The organism is Niastella soli (assembly GCF_017742245.1).
In the GTDB taxonomy this organism is placed as follows: Bacteria; Bacteroidota; Bacteroidia; order Chitinophagales; family Chitinophagaceae; genus Niastella; species Niastella soli.
Map to the genome: position 1 here is coordinate 852,844 of NZ_JAGHKO010000004.1, position 19,298 is coordinate 872,141.

The window sequence follows — 19,298 nt, forward strand, 5'->3', positions numbered from 1 at the left end:
GTCTCAACAGGTACTGTATTTGTTCGATCTGCCTGACTCCCTCACTCCAAATGATTGCTATGTTTAAAAACTATTGGATTGTTGCCTGGCGTACCCTCGTTCGCAATAGGATTTATAGCCTCGTAAATGTACTGGGTCTGGCGTTTGGCATTTGTGCCTGCTTGGTCATTTATCTGATCACCCGGTATGAATACAGTTTTGATACCTTTCACCCGGACCCTGACCGCATCTTTTGTGTGGACTATGTGCCGGTTAAGCATGGTGCCCATTTTAATTGTGTACCTGTCCCCTTACCGGCCACCATGCGCCGGGAAATCACCGGTCTACAGACGGTGGCCGCCTTTCGTACCTATTCGGCCGATGTAACGATACCAGGTGTCCGGAATGAGCCTCCGGTTCAATTCAACGACGACGGCAGCCTTCTTATCGCGGAGCCACAATACTTCGACATCTTTCAATACCGGTGGTTAAGCGGAAATGCCGCCACGTCCCTGAGCCTGCCCAACTCAGTAGTACTTACCGCCGGAAAGGCCAGAAAATACTTTGGCAATCTTGATCCGGACAAGGTCATCGGCCGCACCATCTATTACCAGGATTCGCTGATGGTGCGGGTAACTGGCGTTGTTGCCGATCTTACAGGCAATAGTGATCTTAATTTCAGCCAATGGATCTCTTATGCTACTATACCAGTTAGTTTGCTGAATCGTAAGATAAAGTTGGACGATTGGAACAAAATAGACGGTTCCAGCCAGATGATGGTCAAACTGGCAAAGGGCGTAACGCCTGCACAGATCGATGCGCAATTGGATGCCATAGTCAAACAACATTTCGGCAAAAGAACGGAGCGCGGCGCCCTTTTGCGCCCCCTGTGGGGCATCCACTTTAGTAAGGATTATGGTGGTTGGGTGATCAGAAAAGCCGACCAGGCAGCTTTGAAATTGCTCCAGCTTGCGGCCATTTTTATTCTTGTTCTTGCCATCGTTAATTTTGTGAATTTGTCTACCGCGCAATCCATGCAAAGAGCCAGGGAGATCGGCGTTCGGAAGGTGCTGGGTGGCAGCAGATCGGGCATCGCCGTTCAATTTTTTACCGAAACCCTGTTGATGACCATCGCTGCTGCGGCATTGGCAGTGCTGATGATAAGACCGGTGTTCATCCTGTTCGCCGATTTGATCCCAGCGGGTGTCCATTTCCGAATGGATGGAGGTACGTTGTTGTTTTTGCTGTTGGTAGTCGCGGCGACTGCCGGCCTGGCGGGGTTTTATCCGGCCAAAGTGCTGGGGAAATATCACCCTACGGTGACCCTGAAAGGGATCACGGCAGTGCCCGACGGTGGAAAAGGGGAACTGCGCAGGGGATTGATCGTCTTTCAATTTACCATCTCGCTGTTGTTTATCATAATGTCTTTCATTATGGGTTCGCAGCTGCGGTACATGTTCCATATAAACCTGGGGCTCAAAACGGATGCGGTCATCACGATCACTCCTCCGCGCAGCAAGGCACGTGTTGGGATATCTATGGAGGCACAAGGTGAAAGGAAGCAGCGAAAGCCTTCCGAAGAGACAGTTAAGATGGCGGTACTGGCAGATAAGATCCGGCAACATGCCGGCGTAGTGCAGGTGATCAAAGAGGGAGCGCCGCCAGTAGGTTTTATGCGTATGAGTTTCTTCGATTTCGGGCTGAGAAACAACAATGAGAACATGGAGGTATCCTTGCATTACAGCAACGAAGAATACGTTCCTTTTTATGGGCTGAAGCTGATCGCGGGACGAAATCTGCTCCCGGGCGACAGCAGCCGGGAAGTGCTGATCAGCGAGCAATGTGCCCATGCATTGGGTTTTGCCGATGTGAACAAGGTCATTGGCCGGGAGGTGCTCTTATATAATGAAGCCTGTCCCGTAGCCGGTGTGATAGCCGATTTTTATGACGCCTCTTTTCATCGGGCAGCCAGACCGATCCTCATCAGTCACGATCCCGTAAATGAGACCGTCATTGGGGTTAAGATCGCCGCTCAGCAGATGACCGCCAGCGAATTGAAGACACTCATCGGCAATTTTGAAAAGGACTGGAAGACCGTCTTCCCCGGAAAGCCTTTTGAATGTTCCTTCCTGGACGAGATCGTTGCCGGTATGTATGCAGACGATCTCAGGGCCGAAAGGGTGATCAATGTGGCGATGTACATCACCGTTTTTATCTCTTGTTTAGGCCTGCTCGGTCTCACCATTTTTTCTACGGAAAGAAGGGGCCGCGAGATCGGCATCCGAAAGGTATTAGGCGCCACGGTGCCGAAAATTATGGTTATGCTTTGTAAGGAGATTGTGGTGCTTATCGTGATCGCTTTTTTGATCGTTACCCCGATAGCCGCACTCGTTATGGTTAGGTGGCTGAATGGCTATGCCTACCACACACCGCTCAACTTCCTGATGTATTTTGCTGCAGGCGCCGCGGCCATTGGAGTAGGGCTGCTTACGGTGGGCTTCCAGGCAATGAAAGCGGCCATGGCCAACCCGGTCAAATCCCTGCGCACCGAATAACGGCCATCTGAATCATTAATAAAAACAAAAGGCAACAGTAAAACGGCTCATTGCCATTTTACTGTTGCCAGTGTATTATTTACTGCCTTGAGCCGGGGCTCCTGACAATTATTTTCTCGAATACATTACTTCTTTTACCAGGCGTACTGTTTTATCAACAGTAGGCAATGCACCATCAATCAGGGTTGGTGCGTAGTGAAGCGGCGCATCAGCAGCGGTAAGACGGCGGATAGGCGCATCCAGGTAATCGAAAGCTTCTTTTTGAATGCGGTAAGCGATCTCAGAAGATACCGAACACATGGGCCATTGCTCTTCAACGATCACCAGGCGGTTGGTCTTTTTAACGCTCTCAAGGATGGTATGCCAGTCGAGCGGACGAATAGTACGCAGGTCAATCACTTCAGCGCTGATGCCTTCTTTTTCCAGTTCAGCAGCGGCGCCCAGAGCAACCTTCATCATTTTATTATAAGAAACGATGGTAACATCTGAACCCTGTTTCTTTACATCGGCTTTACCGATCTCAATGATGTATTCTTCTTCAGGAACTTCGCCTTTATCGCCATACATAACCTCGCTCTCCATGAACATCACAGGATCTTCATCGCGGATAGCGGCTTTCATCAAACCTTTAGCATCGTATGGGTTAGAAGGAGAAATTACTTTAATACCGGGGATATTTGCATAATAGCTTTCAAAAGCAGTAGAGTGCTGGGCACCCAACTGACCGGCAGAACCATTTGGTCCACGGAAAACGATCGGACAACCAATTTGGCCGCCGCTCATAGCCAGCATTTTTGAAGCGGTGTTTAAAATCTGATCCAATGCCAGTACGGCAAAGTTCCAGGTCATGAACTCAACGATCGGACGTAAACCGTTTTGAGCAGCACCTACCGCAATACCGGTGAAACCCAGCTCAGCAATAGGGGTGTCAATAATCCTTTTGGGGCCGAATTCTGCCAGCATACCCTGGCTTACTTTATAAGCACCATTGTATTCAGCTACTTCTTCACCCATCAGGAAAACCCGGTCATCTCTCCTCATTTCTTCACTCATAGCTTCGCGGAGCGCTTCGCGAAATGCGATAATTCTTGCCATTCTGTTTTCAGTTTTTAAAACCCGGCAAAATTATTGGTTGAAACGCATAATAACAAATTGCCGGGCAATAATAAATTAAATGTCTAATAGGCAGAAAGTCAGTGTGTAGGGTAAAATGCGTACTGAGAGCGCTTTTTACCGGATTTCAAGGTAAAAAATCAGGGTACAGATTCCCTGGAAATACCCTTTCCGGGTATCAGTTTGTCAGTTACCCAAACAGCCCTCCGGACACGTCGGGCAGGCTTTCACCCGGCAAAAGCACCTGCTTCCGTCCTCACACCGCTTCAAACCGCCCACACGTCAAAGTAATTTTATCCCGCCTCCCCCGGAAACTAGGTTTGTAGAAAATTAACCATATGCAACCAGTTTCCACCCGCCAGGCTTATCTCGACTGGCTCAGAATTGCCTCCATAATGGCCGTTTTCTTTCTACACTCCTCCATGGCCTACGTTGAAGATTGGGGCTGGCACCTAAAAAACAAAGAGACCAGCAACCTGCTGATGGAAGTCAATTTCTGGATGAGTCGGTTCAGAATGCCGCTGTTGTTCTTCATCTCAGGCACCGTCACCTATTTTATGCTGAAAAGCAGAACCACCGGCTCATTTATCGGGTTGCGGTTCCGGCGGTTATTTATTCCATTGTTATTCGGTATGCTGGTGGTTGTACCACCGCAAGTTTACATGGAGCGGCTCACCCAGGGATTTAAAGGGAATTTTGCCGACTTCTACCCTAGCATCTTTACAACCGGCGCCTACCCAAAAGGTAATTTGAGCTGGCATCACCTGTGGTTTATTTTATACCTGTTCCTGTATGATATTATTTTTGCCCCGGCATTCAAATGGAGCATGAGCGATCGTGGCAAACAACGGCTGGCTTTCTTTAATAACCTGGCAACAGGAAAAAGAATATACCTCCTGCTGGTACCCAGCGTGATCATTTATACTGCCATGAATTTATCATTTCCCGAAACACACGACCTGATACACGATTGGGGCAGACATATCTACTGGATCTTTTTCTTACTAACCGGATTTACCTGCATCAATTTTCCCGCGTTGATGGATAGTCTCGAAAGGAACCGCCGTACCTCCTTCCTGCTTGCTTTCGCCACTATTCTTATCATCAATTATATCCGCTGGAATAACCTGGAACCTGACGATATATTTCCCAACTGGCGACACGACTGGCGCATGTACGCATATATGTTGTTATTTCCACTTACTGCCTGGGGTTGGATCTTCACCGCTATCGGCTATGCCAAACGATATCTGAACAAGAAACATCGCATTCAGAATTATATCAATGAGGCCGTTTATCCTTTCTATATTTTACACCAAACGATCATTGTGATAGTAGTATTTTATGTAATAAGGACTAGCGAGCCTGTTTTGAACAAGTTCCTCTTCACCTTTATAACGTCCTTTATACTGGTACTGTGCATTTATCATTTGTTTATCAGACCTTATTCCGTTACAAGATTCCTGTTTGGGATGAAACCGAAGAAAAAAGCGACAAGACCAACAGAAACCACGGTAGAGAAATCTGCAGAAACAATACAACCGGCCATTCAATTATCGTAAATTACAAGCAATGAAACGAAGTTCCAGCTGGCCCCAAAAAATAAAAAATATCAGATGAAACGGTTTTGGAAATATGTTTTCCCTGGTTTATTTGGACTACTGATCTACATCACGGTGCGGGTGCTTAATGATACGTTGTCCCATTTCCGGTTCTGGAAACGCGCCTGGTCGACAACCGCCATTGAGCTCCTCTTTGTAGTAGCCGCGGGATATATTACCATGTACGCATTTGGGAAACTATTTCAACGGTTCGATAAAAAACTGCAACACAATATTGATTTCAAAATTGTGTTGCAGGAACTTACCTGGGTGGTATTAATAATTACAGCGATCAATAATGCCATCATTACTCCCATGGTGGCATTAACTGATGATGGCCTGAGCTGGGGCGATTTTGCTAATATTAATATTATTCCGCTTTTATATTGTCTGGTGTATTATGCAGTGGTAAGAAGCAATAAATTGTTGCATGCGTATGTAAACAACCGGTTATTGCTTGAAAAAATAACCAATGATCATTTGCAAACAGAGCTCAAATTCTTAAAAGCACAATATCACCCGCACTTTTTATTCAATGCCCTTAATACCGTTTATTTTCAAATGGATGAGAACATCGCAGAGGCAAAGAAAAGTATTGAAAAGTTCTCAGAACTGTTGCGATATCAGTTGTACGATCAACAACAAATGGTGCCCATAAGCCGGGAATTCCATTATCTGCAAAACTTTATAGAATTGCAACAGATAAGAAGTTCCGATAAGTTGAAATTACAGGTACATTTCGATAGCTCATTAAATGGCGAACAGGTATACCCACTGTTATTTTTACCCCTGGTAGAAAATGCGTTTAAATATACAGGCGGGGATTACCGGATCACTATTGAAGCCAACAAAGAAAATGATCAGTTGCGGTTTGCCGTGGCCAATTCTGTACCAGCAGAAACATCGTGGATAAAGCAAACAAGCGACCAAACGCGCAATGGCATTGGACTGGAGAACCTGAAAAGAAGACTGGACCTATTATACCCGGGAAAACATACATTTACCACCACAAAAAAGGATGATACCTTTTTTGCAGAAATACAATTACAATTATCATGACGCCAGCCATAAAATGCATTATCACCGATGATGAACCAATAGCCCGCAAAGGATTACAGGGTTATATAGAAAAGATCGATTTTCTGGAACTGACCGGCGTTTGTGAAGATGCCATTCAATTAAACTCCTTATTAAAACAGCAACCCGCCGACCTGCTGTTGCTGGATATTGAAATGCCTTATGTAACCGGGATCGATTTTTTAAAGAATACGCCCAATGCGCCCAAAGTGATCTTTACCACTGCCTATGAACAATATGCCATAAAAGGATATGAACTGGATGTGCTCGATTATCTTTTAAAACCCATTTCCTTTGAACGCTTTTTAAAAGCGGCGAATAAAGCTTATGATTACTTTGCCGGTGCCACCACCAACACCGTTAACTACCTGTTTATTAAAACCGACAACAAACTGGAAAAGGTAACCCTGCAGGAATTGCTTTTTGTAGAGGCTATGGAAAATTATGTAGCCCTGTACACCCCCGATAAAAAAATGGTCACCCACTCTACCCTCAAAGCCTTACAGGAAAAGCTCCCCGCCGGCCAGTTCATTCAGCCACATAAATCATACCTGGTGAATATCCAATGTATCCAATCTATTGAAGGCAACATACTGCACGTAGGCGGCAAATACCAGATCCCGATCTCAAAATATCAGAAAGAAGAGATCATGGAAAAGATTGTAAATGATAAGTTGTTGAGGAAGTGAATAAAGGGCTATAGAGCTTGACAAAATAACTACTGACACCTATATTTACGTTTTAAATAGCATTTATCAGATAGTACTTTATGAAACCAATTCTTCGCTGTTTATTAATTAGCATTGTTATTTGCTCTTGCAAAACCAAAACCAGTGAGTCTAACGTAATTAATGATGTTATAAGTTACAATGCAAGCGTTTTAAATAAAAAGATCTCCGATTGTTTTATAATGGATGACAATGCTTCTTGTGGAAACAAGACAGAAGCTTATATTATCGAGTGCACAGGAAGTGAAAACTGGTTTAAATGGGACAGAAGCAATAATATAGACGGAAAGACTATTATTACTATTTACACCATTCCGAATAACTTTGACAATTACCATTGTAATCCGGAATTGAATTATAAAAAGCAATTCAAGGCCCATAAGAAAACCAGTCAGGGTTGGATACCTGAAAATTATACGGATAAATAAGACACCTTCAGGATATCTATTTCTTCACCAAATACTTTCTCATATAAGGCTCCAACTCTTTAAAGGCTTTGGGAAATTTCTTTTTGCGGTCTTCTATGTCGTAGGGATGAACACCCTGATCGCCAAAATCTGCATTCAACACATCATCATACCCACCGGTAATCATTTTTTTAAAAGTAAGTGGCTGCAGGTGCTTGCCGAGGTCATGAAGCAATACATTCAGCACCAACAGGGAGATATCTTTCTCGTTCAGCAGCTTATACGTGTCGGGAGTTATCAATTTAGCTCAGGCTTACAGCACACTGTTTATATGCCTGATGCCATGATCGGTATATTCTTCAAAAAATACAGCTTATTCTCAGCAAACACCTGATCAAACCTCCTACAGGTGGTATAAACAGCGCCTTTATAATAGTTGCTCGTATCCTTTTCTACAATCTCCTTAAACTTTGGCGGTAACTATATCATGCGTTCTATTTAATTATTTAAACAGGATCTCAAGTGAAGTCAATTATGAAGAGCCTGCAGGCGGGCCTGCGTTACTGGTTGGGGTTAAAATCTGAACTATGGCAAAAACAAAAAATATTAAGCAATCAGCCTCAAAATGGGATGTTGTAAGCATAGTTTAGGAATACGGGCAACTGCGGGCCGCAGTTATAAATTCGCCTGGAGTGCTGTTGGAATGGGCGTCAGACTGTAGTGGAGTGCTCAGCAAGGGGTCTGAGAGTGGTCTGGAAGTTGTCTGGGAGTGGTTATGGGAGTAGCCTTTAGAGCATTCCCAGAGCATCCCTGGAGCATACCCAGACAATACCTGGACCACCAGGACACCATTTCTCTCCCACTTCACTACCATGCTGCTACCATTCCGGACCATTGCATCTCATACGTTGCTACGAGAATGGATGTATTCCTGTGGGGCAATTCCCCGGGCATTGCCTGCGGATTGCCTGGGTATTGCCTAAGTATTGCCTAAGACATTAGGGTTTCTGTAGGGGCTCCAGGCAATCCCTGAGGAGTACCAGGGCAATACCAATGCCATTAGACCACCATTATGCTACCATTTCACTACCAGCCGCATTCCAATTCCGGAACTATACAAACCCAGGATACAGCTATTACGCTTGGGACCAAACAAGAACATTACCCGGACCTGACAGGGAGAAAATCCCTGTGAGGTCCTTGTTAGGTCCTTGTGAGGTCCCTGTTAGGTCCCTGCGAGGTCCACATTAAACCATAAACTGTTCATTAAAAATCCCAGAGCCGGTATCCCAAGGAGCTTTCAGAAGAAGTTTTCCGGTATGTGGGGTTTGTACATAATACTACCATTACCCTGCAACCTTACTCTCCTCTTTTCGTTATCACCTGGTTATGTTTGTGGATAAAATGCCTTTTTCGGGTATCCTTTACGGCTAATACTTTTTCCTGATCAATGGAGCGGTAGCCATACTCGTAACAATAAAAGTATTGTTCCTTTTTATCGGGATGATATTGTTCAGTGAAATATTGAAATTGAAAACCTAATTCAGCCAGCTTTTGGCGCTCAACCACCAACACCTTCCTCTCCAAAGGCGCCAATAAGTCCTCCAGTATACGCCTGTTCCTTCGTAAGATATTATTGATGTTTCGCACCAGCGGAATCGAATAACTATTTAGCCGGTTATTGTAGTTATTCCGGCAGGAATCGTCGCAGAATTTTTTGTCTATGCGGCCTTTAATAGGCCTATCGCAGGCCAGACAGTTTTTAACAGTCATTATCAAAGGTTTAATTGGCTATTGAAATTGAATGTACAACAAATAGTCGTTTGTAAACGACAAGCAAACGCTTAATATCCGGGTACAAACGACAAAATACCGGTTATTGGTTTCCGTGTGTCGCATCTTTGGATCGTCAATCGAAACGGCGCTCCGGTAGACTGAAATAAATTAATCATCTTTAAAATTACAGTTATGTACGCAATTAAAAACAAAGTTCAACTAATTGGTAACTTAGGTCAACTACCTGAGATCCGCACTACCGAAACCGGTAAAAAAATGGCCCGCTTTTCTATCGCTACCAATGATGTTTTTCGAAACTCAAGAGGTGAACGGGTACGAGAAACGCTGTGGCATTACGTTGTAGCCTGGGGTAAGCTGGCAGAAATAGCCGAAAAGTATTTAACAAAAGGGAGAGAAGTAGCCGTGACTGGCAAACTGGTGCCACGCCATTACATAGATAAAAACGGTATTAAACGCTTTGTTACCGATGTAGTGCTGAACGAGTTGGTTATGTTGGGTAGCGGTACCAGGTATCAAAATGAGCCAAGTGAAGAAGACCCGAACATTGAATCTGAAACGGATAGTTAGTTCCCTTGTTGTGAGGGTTTATAATCTGTACTGTGCACGGTGCAATAGTTTACTTTGGAAAGTTGGCTAGCTCCTTTGTTGTGAAAGTTAATAATCCTGTACTGCACTCGGTGCAATAGTACACTTTAATGGGTAGGTAGTTCTCCAGTTGCGATAGTTTGATGGCCCCATCGCTGCGCACGGTGCAATATACCTAGATGGATGGTTAGTTCTCTTGTTGCGAAGGTTTATAATCCGTGCCCCGTGACTAGTTCAAAAATACTCTTTGAAAAACAGGTTGTCCAGGTTGCTACCAGTACTCATAAAAAGCGCTAAAATCCAATTCAATATAGTGCAGCTTTCGATATTGAAGATAACGTTGATGTGCCAGACTGCATACAATGCTTTTAATGAGTATTTCAGCGCAACCAGTGGGTTATTAATTGTCCCTTGCTAATACCCAACCAGGGGAGCTAATAGGAATTGAAACGCGGCTGTCAGGAATTGAAATGTGAGTTATTAATTGTCCCTTGCTTAGCTTCTGGTACCGGGGCTAATAGGAATTGAAAAGACTTTGATAAAAGTTGTTGTTTTAGGTTTAGTATATGTTGGTCGTTAGTCGTTGCACCTTCCGTGACTATGGTTGTGTAAGCCCCCTCCCGATTCATCGGGAGGGGTATATTTTACTATAACCCTTTTTTCATCAACCAATCTGTTTGGGGATCATTACCTAACATAAACACATGCTCGCTAAATTTCTCAAACCCCCATTTGGTGTAAAATGCAATGGCCTTATAATTTTTCTCCCACACACCCAGCCAGATAACGCCGGCACTTTTTTGTTTTGCCACCGCTATACAATGCTGCATCAGGGCACTTCCTACCCCTTTGCCAATACTTTTTTGCATTGCATATATCCGGGCAATTTCTATGGCCGGTCCCCCTTCCAATAAAACCGGTTTGGGTGTTTCCCTCATACGCGCATACCCTATCGCTTCCTCTCCTTCATAAGCCAGCAAAAACACATTTCCTTCCCGCCCTACTTCTTCCATTAATTGCTCCCTGGTAAACTGTTCATTCATGAATTTATCCATATCCTCCTTGGTATTATCTGCTGCAAAAGCATCATAAAACGTTTGACGGCTCAGGTCAGCGATCAGGGCTGCATCTTTTTTAGTTGCTACTTCAATACGAATGGTATTCATCCGATAAAGGTACTTATCAAAAAGCAGCTATGATGTATATCATTTTTTCCTGCCATATATTCTTTGTACTTTTCTTTCCCCTTTTTCTATAGAAGATTACTTCCCTACCACTCTCCCATATTTATTAAACCAAAATCACTAAAACATGAGAAAGTTCTTTCTCTGCTGGCTGTTACTCCCGCTTTTTGCAGCAAGCCAAACTAAAAACGTTATCAGCTGGTTCAGGGCATTTCCAAAACCTGAAAAGATCACTGAATTTGAAAAAGCACTCACCGCTCATGCTCAAAAGTTTCATACCGGTGATTGGAAATGGCGCGCTTATGAAGTGCTGTCCGGACCCGATGCGGGCGGTTACCATGTTGCCGAAGGCCCTATCAGTTGGGCACAATTGGATGACCGTAAAGACATCAGCAAGGAACATACGGCAGACTGGAATACCAATGTATCTCCTTTAACTACCACCCAGGGTGCGCAGGGCTTTTCCATGTACCGGGAAGACCTGAGCTCGGTGCCCTTATCGGAATTTTCCGAAAAAATGGCGCTTACCCATGTCTTTCCAAAACAAGGTTACGCAGATACTATTGCCGGTCTTATCAAAAAAGTAAAAGTAGTATGGCAAAAAAGTAATGAGCCTGTGGCGGTTTACCAGATCTCCGGTTCCGGCCCCTCACAATTCGTGCTGGTATTCCGTTATAAAACCGGTTGGAAAGAAAGAGACCCCAGCTTCCGCAAACCGTTTATGGAAAGATATAAAGCTGAATACAATGAAAGTGGTTACAATGATTATATGGCTGTGATACAACAATTTGTTGAAAAAAGCTGGACTGAACTGCTTGTCTACCGCCCCGATCTTAGTTCTAAATAAAAAGAAAGCCCTCCCGATTGCAATCGGGAGGGCTTTCTCTATATGTTGCTCTATTATTACATTCTTTCAATTACCATAGCCGAAGCTCCACCGCCGCCATTACAGATACCCGCCGCACCGTACTTACCGTTATTGTGCTTCAGTACGTTGATAAGGGTTACAATAATGCGTGCACCACTGCAACCTAACGGATGTCCTAACGAAACGGCCCCACCATGGACATTTACTTTCGCGGGATCCAGCTTCATACGCCGGGAGTTTTCAATACCCACCACCGCAAAAGCTTCGTTCAATTCCCAATAATCAATATCAGTCATTTTTAACCCGGCTTTTGCTACTGCTTTGGGAACCGCGATGGAAGGAGTTGTTGTAAACCATTCCGGCGCCTGTTCAGCATCGGCATAAGAAACAATTTTAGCAATTGGCTTCAGCCCCAACTCTTCGGCTTTTTCTTTACTCATCAATACCAATGCGGCCGCACCATCATTGAGCGTACTGGCATTGGCAGCGGTCACTGTTCCATCTTTTTGAAAAGCTGGTTTCAACTCCGGGATCTTATCGAACTTTACATTAAACGGCTCTTCATCTTTGAAAAACTTAATTGGATCGCCTTTGCGTTGTGGTATTTCTACCGGTATTACTTCATCGGCAAACTTACCGGCCGCCCAGGCGGCCTGGCTGCGTTTATAGCTTTCAATGGCAAATGCATCCTGTTCTTCGCGGGAAATACCGCATTCTTTAGCGCATAACTCCCCGGCATTACCCATCGCCTGACCATCATACGCATCGGTTAACCCGTCTTTAGACAACCCATCAATTAAATTGGTATTACCATATTTATTACCCCAGCGTAAGCTGTCAACATAAAAAGGCACATTGCTCATGCTTTCCATACCACCAGCCACTACTATGTCGGCATCACCCAGCGCAATACTTTGTGCCGCCTGAGCGATGGCTTTCATCCCGCTGGCGCAAACCTTATTTACAGTGGTACAATTTACTTCATTGGGCAAGCCGGCAAATTTAGCCGCCTGACGCGCAGGAGCCTGTCCCAGGTTGGCCTGAATTACACAGCCCATCAATACATCCTGGACCTGGTTGGGTTGTAGCCCGGCCCTTTCCAGTGCAGCCTTTATGGCCACCGCGCCTAATTTGGGGGCAGTAAAATCCTTTAATCCACCGCCGAAACTGCCCATGGGGGTACGAACGGCCGAAATAATATAGACTTCCTTTTTGTTCATATAGTAAGTTCTGTGTTTAAGATGTGGGTTTGTTAGCGCACACAAAGATATATCTTTACTAACAATCGTTAGCTATAAAATAACGAATTCCGGCACTAATTTGTTCTATTCTTCTTCTTTGGCCGTCAGCTGTTTTGCGAGCCCACGCACTACTCACCACTCACTTGTTAACTAGTCAACCTCCTCCTTCATTTTAAAAATTGCAAAATGGCAGCAGCAAACTCTGGTGTTTTGGATGCGTTGTTATGATCGCCCGGTGTGGCTTTATATACCCCATGTGTGAAAAGGGTTGCCAGGGCCGTGGCATTCCCATTATCACTGTCCTCACTTCCGCAAATAACCAATACGGGCTGCTGTACTTTTTTCAATGTTTCTTTTGGGGTGGAAGGTTGTTCTTTTTGCAACAGCGCCAGTGCGGGTTGATCGAGCCCTGAACTTTTTACATAACTTACCATTTGTGCCAGCTCTGGTACACTATCGCCCGATAAAGCCCTGTAGAACATTTTACGGCGTGGCCATTCGGGATTGGTAAAATCGGTGCCCATGCCACCCAGCACCGCTTTTTTAACCCGTTTATCAAGTACTAGTAAACGAGCTGTTATAATAGAACCTCGGGAATACCCTATCACTATATAGTTTTTAATTTTGAGGTTGTTCAGCAACCCCATGATGTCTTTTGCTTCGGCATCATTGGCATAGGCGGAAGCTTCATGCGGTTTATCGGACCTTCCATTTCCCCGCATATCAAAACTTATTACCTGATAGCCTGCTTTTAACAGATCGTTGTACAAAGCCGTTCTTTTCCACGACTCCCCATTGACAATAAACCCATGCACCAGTACAACCGGTTCGCCGGTACCTCTTACTTCGTACCAGATCTTTGTGCCATCAAAAGAAGAATAATAACCTGCGGTGGAGTCTGTTTGAGCAAATAGCAGGCGGGTGATCAACAATAGGGGTGTTAAGGATAAAAGCTTTTTCATAAGCTTAAGATACGTCATTTAGGGCAATAGGGAATGGGGAATGGGGAAACGGGAAACGGCAAACGGCAGACTGACAGCAGACGGCTGATGGCAGACAGTAGACGGGGCAGCCCTCGATGTCTCGCGAAAACTGCTTAAACATTTAGAAAATAAAAAACCCCCTCGGCTAAGCCGAGGGGGCTAGTGATATTTTTTTCCTTTCACTCTCAGTATCCAGCATTCTTGACACTTTTTTACAAGTGTGACTGCCAGAAGGAAAAAATTATCGCTTATAGTATTTATTAAAAATACTGTGCCAGGGGTAAAAGGCAATGCTTCGCCCGCTGAAGCCCTGGCGAAAGCGGGGTGCAATAGGAAAAGCGCCCCTCAATAACCCACTAACTTAATAACTAACAAACTTATACTTTGAACTTAGTGTCCGGAATATCCTTTGAACCGGCAACCGGTTACTGCAAACTAATTTCCCCACAGGAAATTTGTGTAGAAAAAATTCTTCAATTGGTCCGCTTCTTCAACAATATAACATCCAGGTAGCAAGCCGGCGTAATTTCACAGTATAAAAACAACACAATTCCAGGAGGTTGGGTGGCATAGGTTTTTGAAATGGTATTCAATAATTGCAAGACTATATTTTTATTTAAAAACATTTATATGGAAACCAAACCTTCAGAAATGACAACCCTGACCGCTGTATTGGAAAAGTTAAGACATCAACATAACGACAATGAATTTACCATTACCAAAGATGGATTCACTACTACCAATGGTAAATTCTATAAGCCTGAAGACCTGATGATCATTAAAACGTATCGTTTTGAAGGACAGTCAGACCCTGGCGATTCATCTATTGTTTATCTCATTCAGGCCAATGATGGTACAATGGGTTATTCTATGGATGCATACGGCGTTTACACTACCCATGAAGAGGTGAATTATGATGATCTTATTAAACAGATCCCGGTACAGGAGCGTGAAGAACAGGCTATTTTTCATGACTAATTTATTTGAACCGTCCTTTTATTTTCAACCTTAAAAATTACAGGTATGGAAGAATTAGCAACGAAAACGATGGAACTGTCAGTAAGTGGTAAAACCATGACCTGCCAGATCCATGAAAGAGATTTTGGCGATCTGATCGTATTCGATGTGTATTCAGAGAACAACTACCTGTTCACCCTTACGCAACAGGGCGATGTATTGTTCAATGAATATGAAGTGGGTCACCAGAAAAACATTATGGATCCCCGTCAGTTGAATATTTTAATAGAAATGGTTAAAGAAAAATTAGATTCTGAACCTGGTTAACTCCTACCCCTACCCCGTAGAAGTTCGTCTATCCTACTATACTGTTAAAATATCCGAATTTACCTAACGGTTATAAAATGCATGTAACTTCATGCATCAAACACATCTTTGCATGCTGCGTAAACAAATTAACAAATACCTGGCGTTATTATTATGCCTGATAGCTACCCTATATCTGCAGGCACAGGTAGAATATCCCTACCCTGTTAAATATTTCAAGATCATCCTTGAAAACAGACCGGTACAAATTGCCTACATGGATGTACAACCTGATTCACCAGTCAATAAAACCGTACTGCTTTTTCATGGTAAGAATTTCAACGGCTACTACTGGAAAGATGTAATGGCCTTTTTAACAAAAGCCGGTTTTCGGGTGATCGTTCCTGACCAGCCTGGTTGGGGAAAGTCAGATAAACCTGATCTCCATTATAGCTTTCATATGCTGGCATATGCCATGAACCAGTTACTCGATTCATTACATATTACTAATATAGACCTGGTTGGCCACTCCATGGGTGGAATGTTGGCCGCGCGTTTCGCCATGCAATATCCAGACAAGGTTACCAAACTGGTGCTGGAAGACCCGATTGGCCTGGAAGATTACAAACGTTTTGTTCCCTACCAAACTATTGACCAATTGTATGACAAAGAGATACATGCCACTTATGAGTCGTATAAACAATACCAGCAAACGTATTATCCCCAATGGCGGCCCGAGTACGAACAATATGTTCAGGCCCAGGCCGACGTACTTAAAACGCCCGATTTTTCACGTATAGCGTTGGTAAATGCCACTACCTATCAAATGATCTATGAACAACCGGTGTGTTATGAATGGGGTCGCATTCTGGCACCCACCCTGCTGATGATTGGCACCGAAGACAGAACCGTGTTAGGCAAATCCCTGTTAAGCGAGGATGAAAAAAACAGGTATGGCCAGTACCCGGCCCTTGCAAAGAAAACAAAAGAACAGATCCCCAATGCGTTACTGTATGAAGTACAGGGCGTTGGTCATATTCCACATATTCAGGATCCCGGACAGTTTAGACAGGTATTACTCACCTTTTTGAAATAATTACCGGATCCCTCCCCATGGCATAACTTTTTTGAAACGGTTCATATGAGTCTTGCCACGTATAAAAAGAAACGGTCGTTTAATAAAACGCCGGAGCCGGAGGGTAAAAAAACAGCCGCCAAAAAGAAAGCGGTGTCCGGCGAACTGCATTTTGTTGTTCAAAAACATGATGCTACCCGTTTGCATTACGATTTCCGCCTTGAAATGGATGGTGTGCTTAAATCGTGGGCAGTGCCCAAAGGACCTTCTATGAACCCGGCCGACAAACGCCTGGCCATGATGGTAGAAGATCATCCATACGATTATAAGGATTTTGAGGGCATTATTCCGGAAGGCAATTACGGTGCCGGAACCGTGATCGTATGGGATGAAGGCACTTATGAACCGATAGAATTCCAGGGCGATAGCAAAAAAGCAGAAAAACATTTACTGGAGCAACTGCGCAAAGGGTCCATAAAGATCACCTTACATGGCAAGAAATTAAAAGGGGAATTTGCCCTGGTGCAAATAAAAAGCAGTGAAGACAATGCGTGGTTACTGATAAAACACAACGACAAATACGCCACCCAAACCGATGTTACCCAAAAGGCCAAATCAGTTCAATCGGGGATGAAAATTGAACAGGTGGCCAAAGAAAGCACCAACGAATGGGTAAGCAACAAGAAAACAACTTCACAAAAGAAAAGCCGCCCCGCAAAAAAATCACTTACTCAACCCACTGCGGCTAAGAAAAAACAACCCGGTAAAAAAAAAGTCACTCCCGCAATAGATGACCTTATAAAAAAAGGGAAACAGCAGGCCATGCCCACCGGCATCATACCCATGCTGGCCACCCTTACTGATGATCCATTTGATGACCAGGACTGGATCTTCGAAATAAAATATGATGGTTACAGGGCCCTTTCTTATGTCGATGGCAGTCATGTTACCATTATGTCGAGAAAAAACCTTTCATTCAATAAAAAATTCCCGCCCGTAGTAGACGCTTTAAAAGAACTGGGGTTGGAAGCCGTACTCGACGGAGAGGTCGTTGCATTGAACGCTGCCGGTAAAAGCGATTTTCAATTGCTGCAACAATGGCAAAAGAACGGTGAAGGGGAATTGGTTTATTATGTTTTTGACATTGTATGGCTTAATGGTTATAATTTGATGAGCCTGCCCCTGGTTGAACGAAAAGAGATCCTGCAACAAATAATGCCAGATCATCCCATGGTCCGGTACAGCGATCATGTTGAGCAGGCCGGCACTGAGTTTTTTGAAGTAGCCACGCAGCAGGGTCTTGAAGGCATCATGGCCAAAGAGCGCGACAGTGCTTATACGCCCAAAATTCGTACCCGGCAATGGTTGAAGATAAAATCTGTTCAACGGCAGGAAGTGGTGATTGCAGGCTTTACAGAATCAAGAGGAAGCCGCAGTCATTTTGGGGCCCTTGTGTTAGGCGTGTATGAAAAAGACAAGCTGATCTATGTAGGCCATACAGGCTCAGGCTTTACGGAACAATCACTGGCTGCTATTTACAAAAAGCTGAAACCCCTGATCATAAACAAACCTCCTTTTGCTACCAAACCCAAAACCAATATGCCCTGTACCTGGGTAAAACCGGTATTGATAGGTGAGGTTAAGTTTTCTGAATGGACAAAAGACAATATGCTTCGCCAGCCCATATTTATGGGATTGCGGGAAGATAAGAATGCCAAAGAGGTACATAAAGAAAATGCCCTACACACCGACAAGGCCGTAGTTGAAGCCGAAAAGGAAACCCAATCTCCCCACAAACAAACTTTCCGGATGGAAACAAAAACAGCAAAGAAGAAAGCCGCTAAACGCGGAACGGGTAATGCGGAACGCAACATACAAAGCTCAGAAAAGGGTGAAACATTATTGAATGATGAAGAAAAGGAGCAAGTGGTTACCATCGACAAAAAAGAACTGACGTTTACCAACCTTGATAAAATATACTGGCCGGCCGACAAGTACACCAAGCGGGACCTGATCAATTATTACGACCGCATGGCGCCTTTTATTCTTCCTTATCTGAAAGACCGTCCACAGTCAATGAACCGCCATCCCAACGGCATAAACAAACCTGGTTTTTATCAGAAGGATGTAAGTGGTGGCAAGGTAGCCGACTGGATAGAAAAGCACAATTACCTGAGTGAATCGGATGGCGAAACAAAACAATACCTGGTTTGTACCGATGAAGCATCCCTGCTTTATATGGCCAATCTGGGTTGTATTGAAATGAATCCCTGGCACAGCACCACAAAAAAACCGGAGAACCCCAGTTGGTGCGTCATCGATCTGGACCCTGGTGACATCTCCTTTAACAAAGTAATTGAAGCTGCGCAGGTAATAAAACAACTGACCGATGAACTGGAAATTGATACGTATTGCAAGACCTCCGGCTCAACCGGTTTACATATTTATATCCCCCTGGGTTCGGCGTATGACTACGATCAGTCGAGGCAGTTAGCAGAATTGATAGTAACCCTGGCATACCATGAAATGCCTTCTTTTACCAGCCTGGAACGCAGTCCGGCCAAAAGAAAAACAAAAATATACCTTGATTATTTGCAAAACCGGACAATACAAACCATTGCTGCGCCTTATTCATTACGCCCCAAACCGGGTGCAACGGCTTCAGCCCCACTTCATTGGGAAGAAGTTAAAAAGGGATTGAGCATCCAGGATTTCACCATCGAAAATATGTATGAACGGGCCAAAGAGGTGGGCGATATCTTTAAACCCGTATTGGGGAAAGGTATTAATTTGAAAAAAGTACTGACCAAGATCAATAGTATGAAAAGTAAATAAAGCGTTA

At 44.1% G+C, this 19,298-nt stretch carries 17 protein-coding genes; 11 read left to right on the forward strand and 6 right to left on the reverse strand.

Translation table 11 applies throughout. The annotated features are described in order from the left end of the window. Positions 1-59 precede the first annotated feature (59 nt). The gene (locus J7I42_RS18350) at positions 60-2,534 is read left to right on the forward strand and encodes an ABC transporter permease (protein WP_209140297.1); all 2,475 of its coding nucleotides are present in this window, start codon (positions 60-62) and stop codon (positions 2,532-2,534) included. A 108-nt stretch (positions 2,535-2,642) separates the two neighbouring features. On the opposite strand, the gene J7I42_RS18355 is transcribed toward J7I42_RS18350, so the two are convergent. Next, positions 2,643-3,629, reverse strand: coding sequence for a pyruvate dehydrogenase complex E1 component subunit beta (locus J7I42_RS18355; protein WP_209140298.1), 987 nt, complete (start codon positions 3,627-3,629; stop codon positions 2,643-2,645). A gap of 356 nt (positions 3,630-3,985) precedes the next feature. On the opposite strand from J7I42_RS18355, the gene J7I42_RS18360 reads away from it, so the two are divergent. The 4 genes from J7I42_RS18360 (at position 3,986) to J7I42_RS18375 (ending at position 7,481) form a co-directional block, all read left to right on the forward strand. After that, entirely contained in the window at positions 3,986-5,209 is a 1,224-nt protein-coding gene (locus tag J7I42_RS18360) for an acyltransferase family protein (protein WP_209140299.1), read from the forward strand. Positions 5,210-5,263: 54 nt separating this feature from the next. Then, the gene (locus tag J7I42_RS18365) at positions 5,264-6,307 is read left to right on the forward strand and encodes a sensor histidine kinase (RefSeq protein ID WP_209140300.1); all 1,044 of its coding nucleotides are present in this window, start codon (positions 5,264-5,266) and stop codon (positions 6,305-6,307) included. Continuing rightward, positions 6,304-7,014, forward strand: coding sequence for a LytR/AlgR family response regulator transcription factor (locus tag J7I42_RS18370; RefSeq protein ID WP_209140301.1), 711 nt, complete (start codon positions 6,304-6,306; stop codon positions 7,012-7,014). Before J7I42_RS18365 ends, J7I42_RS18370 begins: the two co-directional genes overlap by 4 nt. Positions 7,015-7,094: 80 nt before the next feature. Beyond that, positions 7,095-7,481, forward strand: a complete 387-nt coding sequence (locus J7I42_RS18375; RefSeq protein WP_209140302.1) for a hypothetical protein — start codon at positions 7,095-7,097, stop codon at positions 7,479-7,481. Between the two features lie 16 nt (positions 7,482-7,497). On the opposite strand, the gene J7I42_RS18380 is transcribed toward J7I42_RS18375, so the two are convergent. Both J7I42_RS18380 and J7I42_RS18385 read right to left on the reverse strand, forming a co-directional pair. Beyond that, the gene (locus tag J7I42_RS18380) at positions 7,498-7,761 is read right to left on the reverse strand and encodes a hypothetical protein (RefSeq protein WP_209140303.1); all 264 of its coding nucleotides are present in this window, start codon (positions 7,759-7,761) and stop codon (positions 7,498-7,500) included. 1,058 nt (positions 7,762-8,819) lie between these two features. Then, the gene (locus J7I42_RS18385; RefSeq protein WP_209140304.1) at positions 8,820-9,233 is read right to left on the reverse strand and encodes a hypothetical protein; all 414 of its coding nucleotides are present in this window, start codon (positions 9,231-9,233) and stop codon (positions 8,820-8,822) included. 195 nt (positions 9,234-9,428) lie between these two features. On the opposite strand from J7I42_RS18385, the gene J7I42_RS18390 reads away from it, so the two are divergent. After that, a complete protein-coding gene (locus tag J7I42_RS18390; protein WP_209140305.1) occupies positions 9,429-9,824 on the forward strand; it encodes a single-stranded DNA-binding protein in 396 nt (131 codons plus the stop codon). A 665-nt stretch (positions 9,825-10,489) separates the two neighbouring features. Here J7I42_RS18390 and J7I42_RS18395 read toward each other — a convergent pair. Further along, on the reverse strand, positions 10,490-11,008 hold the full coding sequence (locus tag J7I42_RS18395) for a GNAT family N-acetyltransferase (RefSeq protein WP_209140306.1): 519 nt from the start codon (positions 11,006-11,008) through the stop codon (positions 10,490-10,492). A gap of 145 nt (positions 11,009-11,153) precedes the next feature. Between J7I42_RS18395 and J7I42_RS18400 the strand changes: the two genes are divergently transcribed. After that, a complete protein-coding gene (locus J7I42_RS18400) occupies positions 11,154-11,873 on the forward strand; it encodes a hypothetical protein (RefSeq protein WP_209140307.1) in 720 nt (239 codons plus the stop codon). 56 nt (positions 11,874-11,929) lie between these two features. Here the strand turns inward: J7I42_RS18400 and J7I42_RS18405 are convergent, their stop codons facing one another. Both J7I42_RS18405 and J7I42_RS18410 read right to left on the reverse strand, forming a co-directional pair. Next, on the reverse strand, positions 11,930-13,114 hold the full coding sequence (locus J7I42_RS18405; RefSeq protein WP_209140308.1) for an acetyl-CoA C-acyltransferase: 1,185 nt from the start codon (positions 13,112-13,114) through the stop codon (positions 11,930-11,932). A 188-nt stretch (positions 13,115-13,302) separates the two neighbouring features. Then, positions 13,303-14,097: an alpha/beta fold hydrolase gene (locus J7I42_RS18410; protein WP_209140309.1), complete on the reverse strand. Its 795-nt coding sequence runs from the start codon at positions 14,095-14,097 to the stop codon at positions 13,303-13,305. Positions 14,098-14,748: 651 nt separating this feature from the next. Here J7I42_RS18410 and J7I42_RS18415 point away from each other — a divergent pair. The 4 genes from J7I42_RS18415 to ligD all read left to right on the forward strand — a co-directional run bounded on the left by J7I42_RS18415 (position 14,749) and on the right by ligD (position 19,291). Next, complete coding sequence (locus tag J7I42_RS18415) at positions 14,749-15,096, forward strand: hypothetical protein (RefSeq protein WP_209140310.1); 348 nt, start codon at positions 14,749-14,751, stop codon at positions 15,094-15,096. Between the two features lie 45 nt (positions 15,097-15,141). After that, a complete protein-coding gene (locus J7I42_RS18420) occupies positions 15,142-15,402 on the forward strand; it encodes a hypothetical protein (protein WP_209140311.1) in 261 nt (86 codons plus the stop codon). Positions 15,403-15,514: 112 nt separating this feature from the next. Continuing rightward, complete coding sequence (locus J7I42_RS18425; RefSeq protein WP_209140312.1) at positions 15,515-16,477, forward strand: alpha/beta hydrolase; 963 nt, start codon at positions 15,515-15,517, stop codon at positions 16,475-16,477. A 45-nt stretch (positions 16,478-16,522) separates the two neighbouring features. Then, entirely contained in the window at positions 16,523-19,291 is a 2,769-nt protein-coding gene (gene ligD, locus J7I42_RS18430; protein ID WP_209140313.1) for a DNA ligase D, read from the forward strand. Positions 19,292-19,298 lie beyond the last annotated feature (7 nt).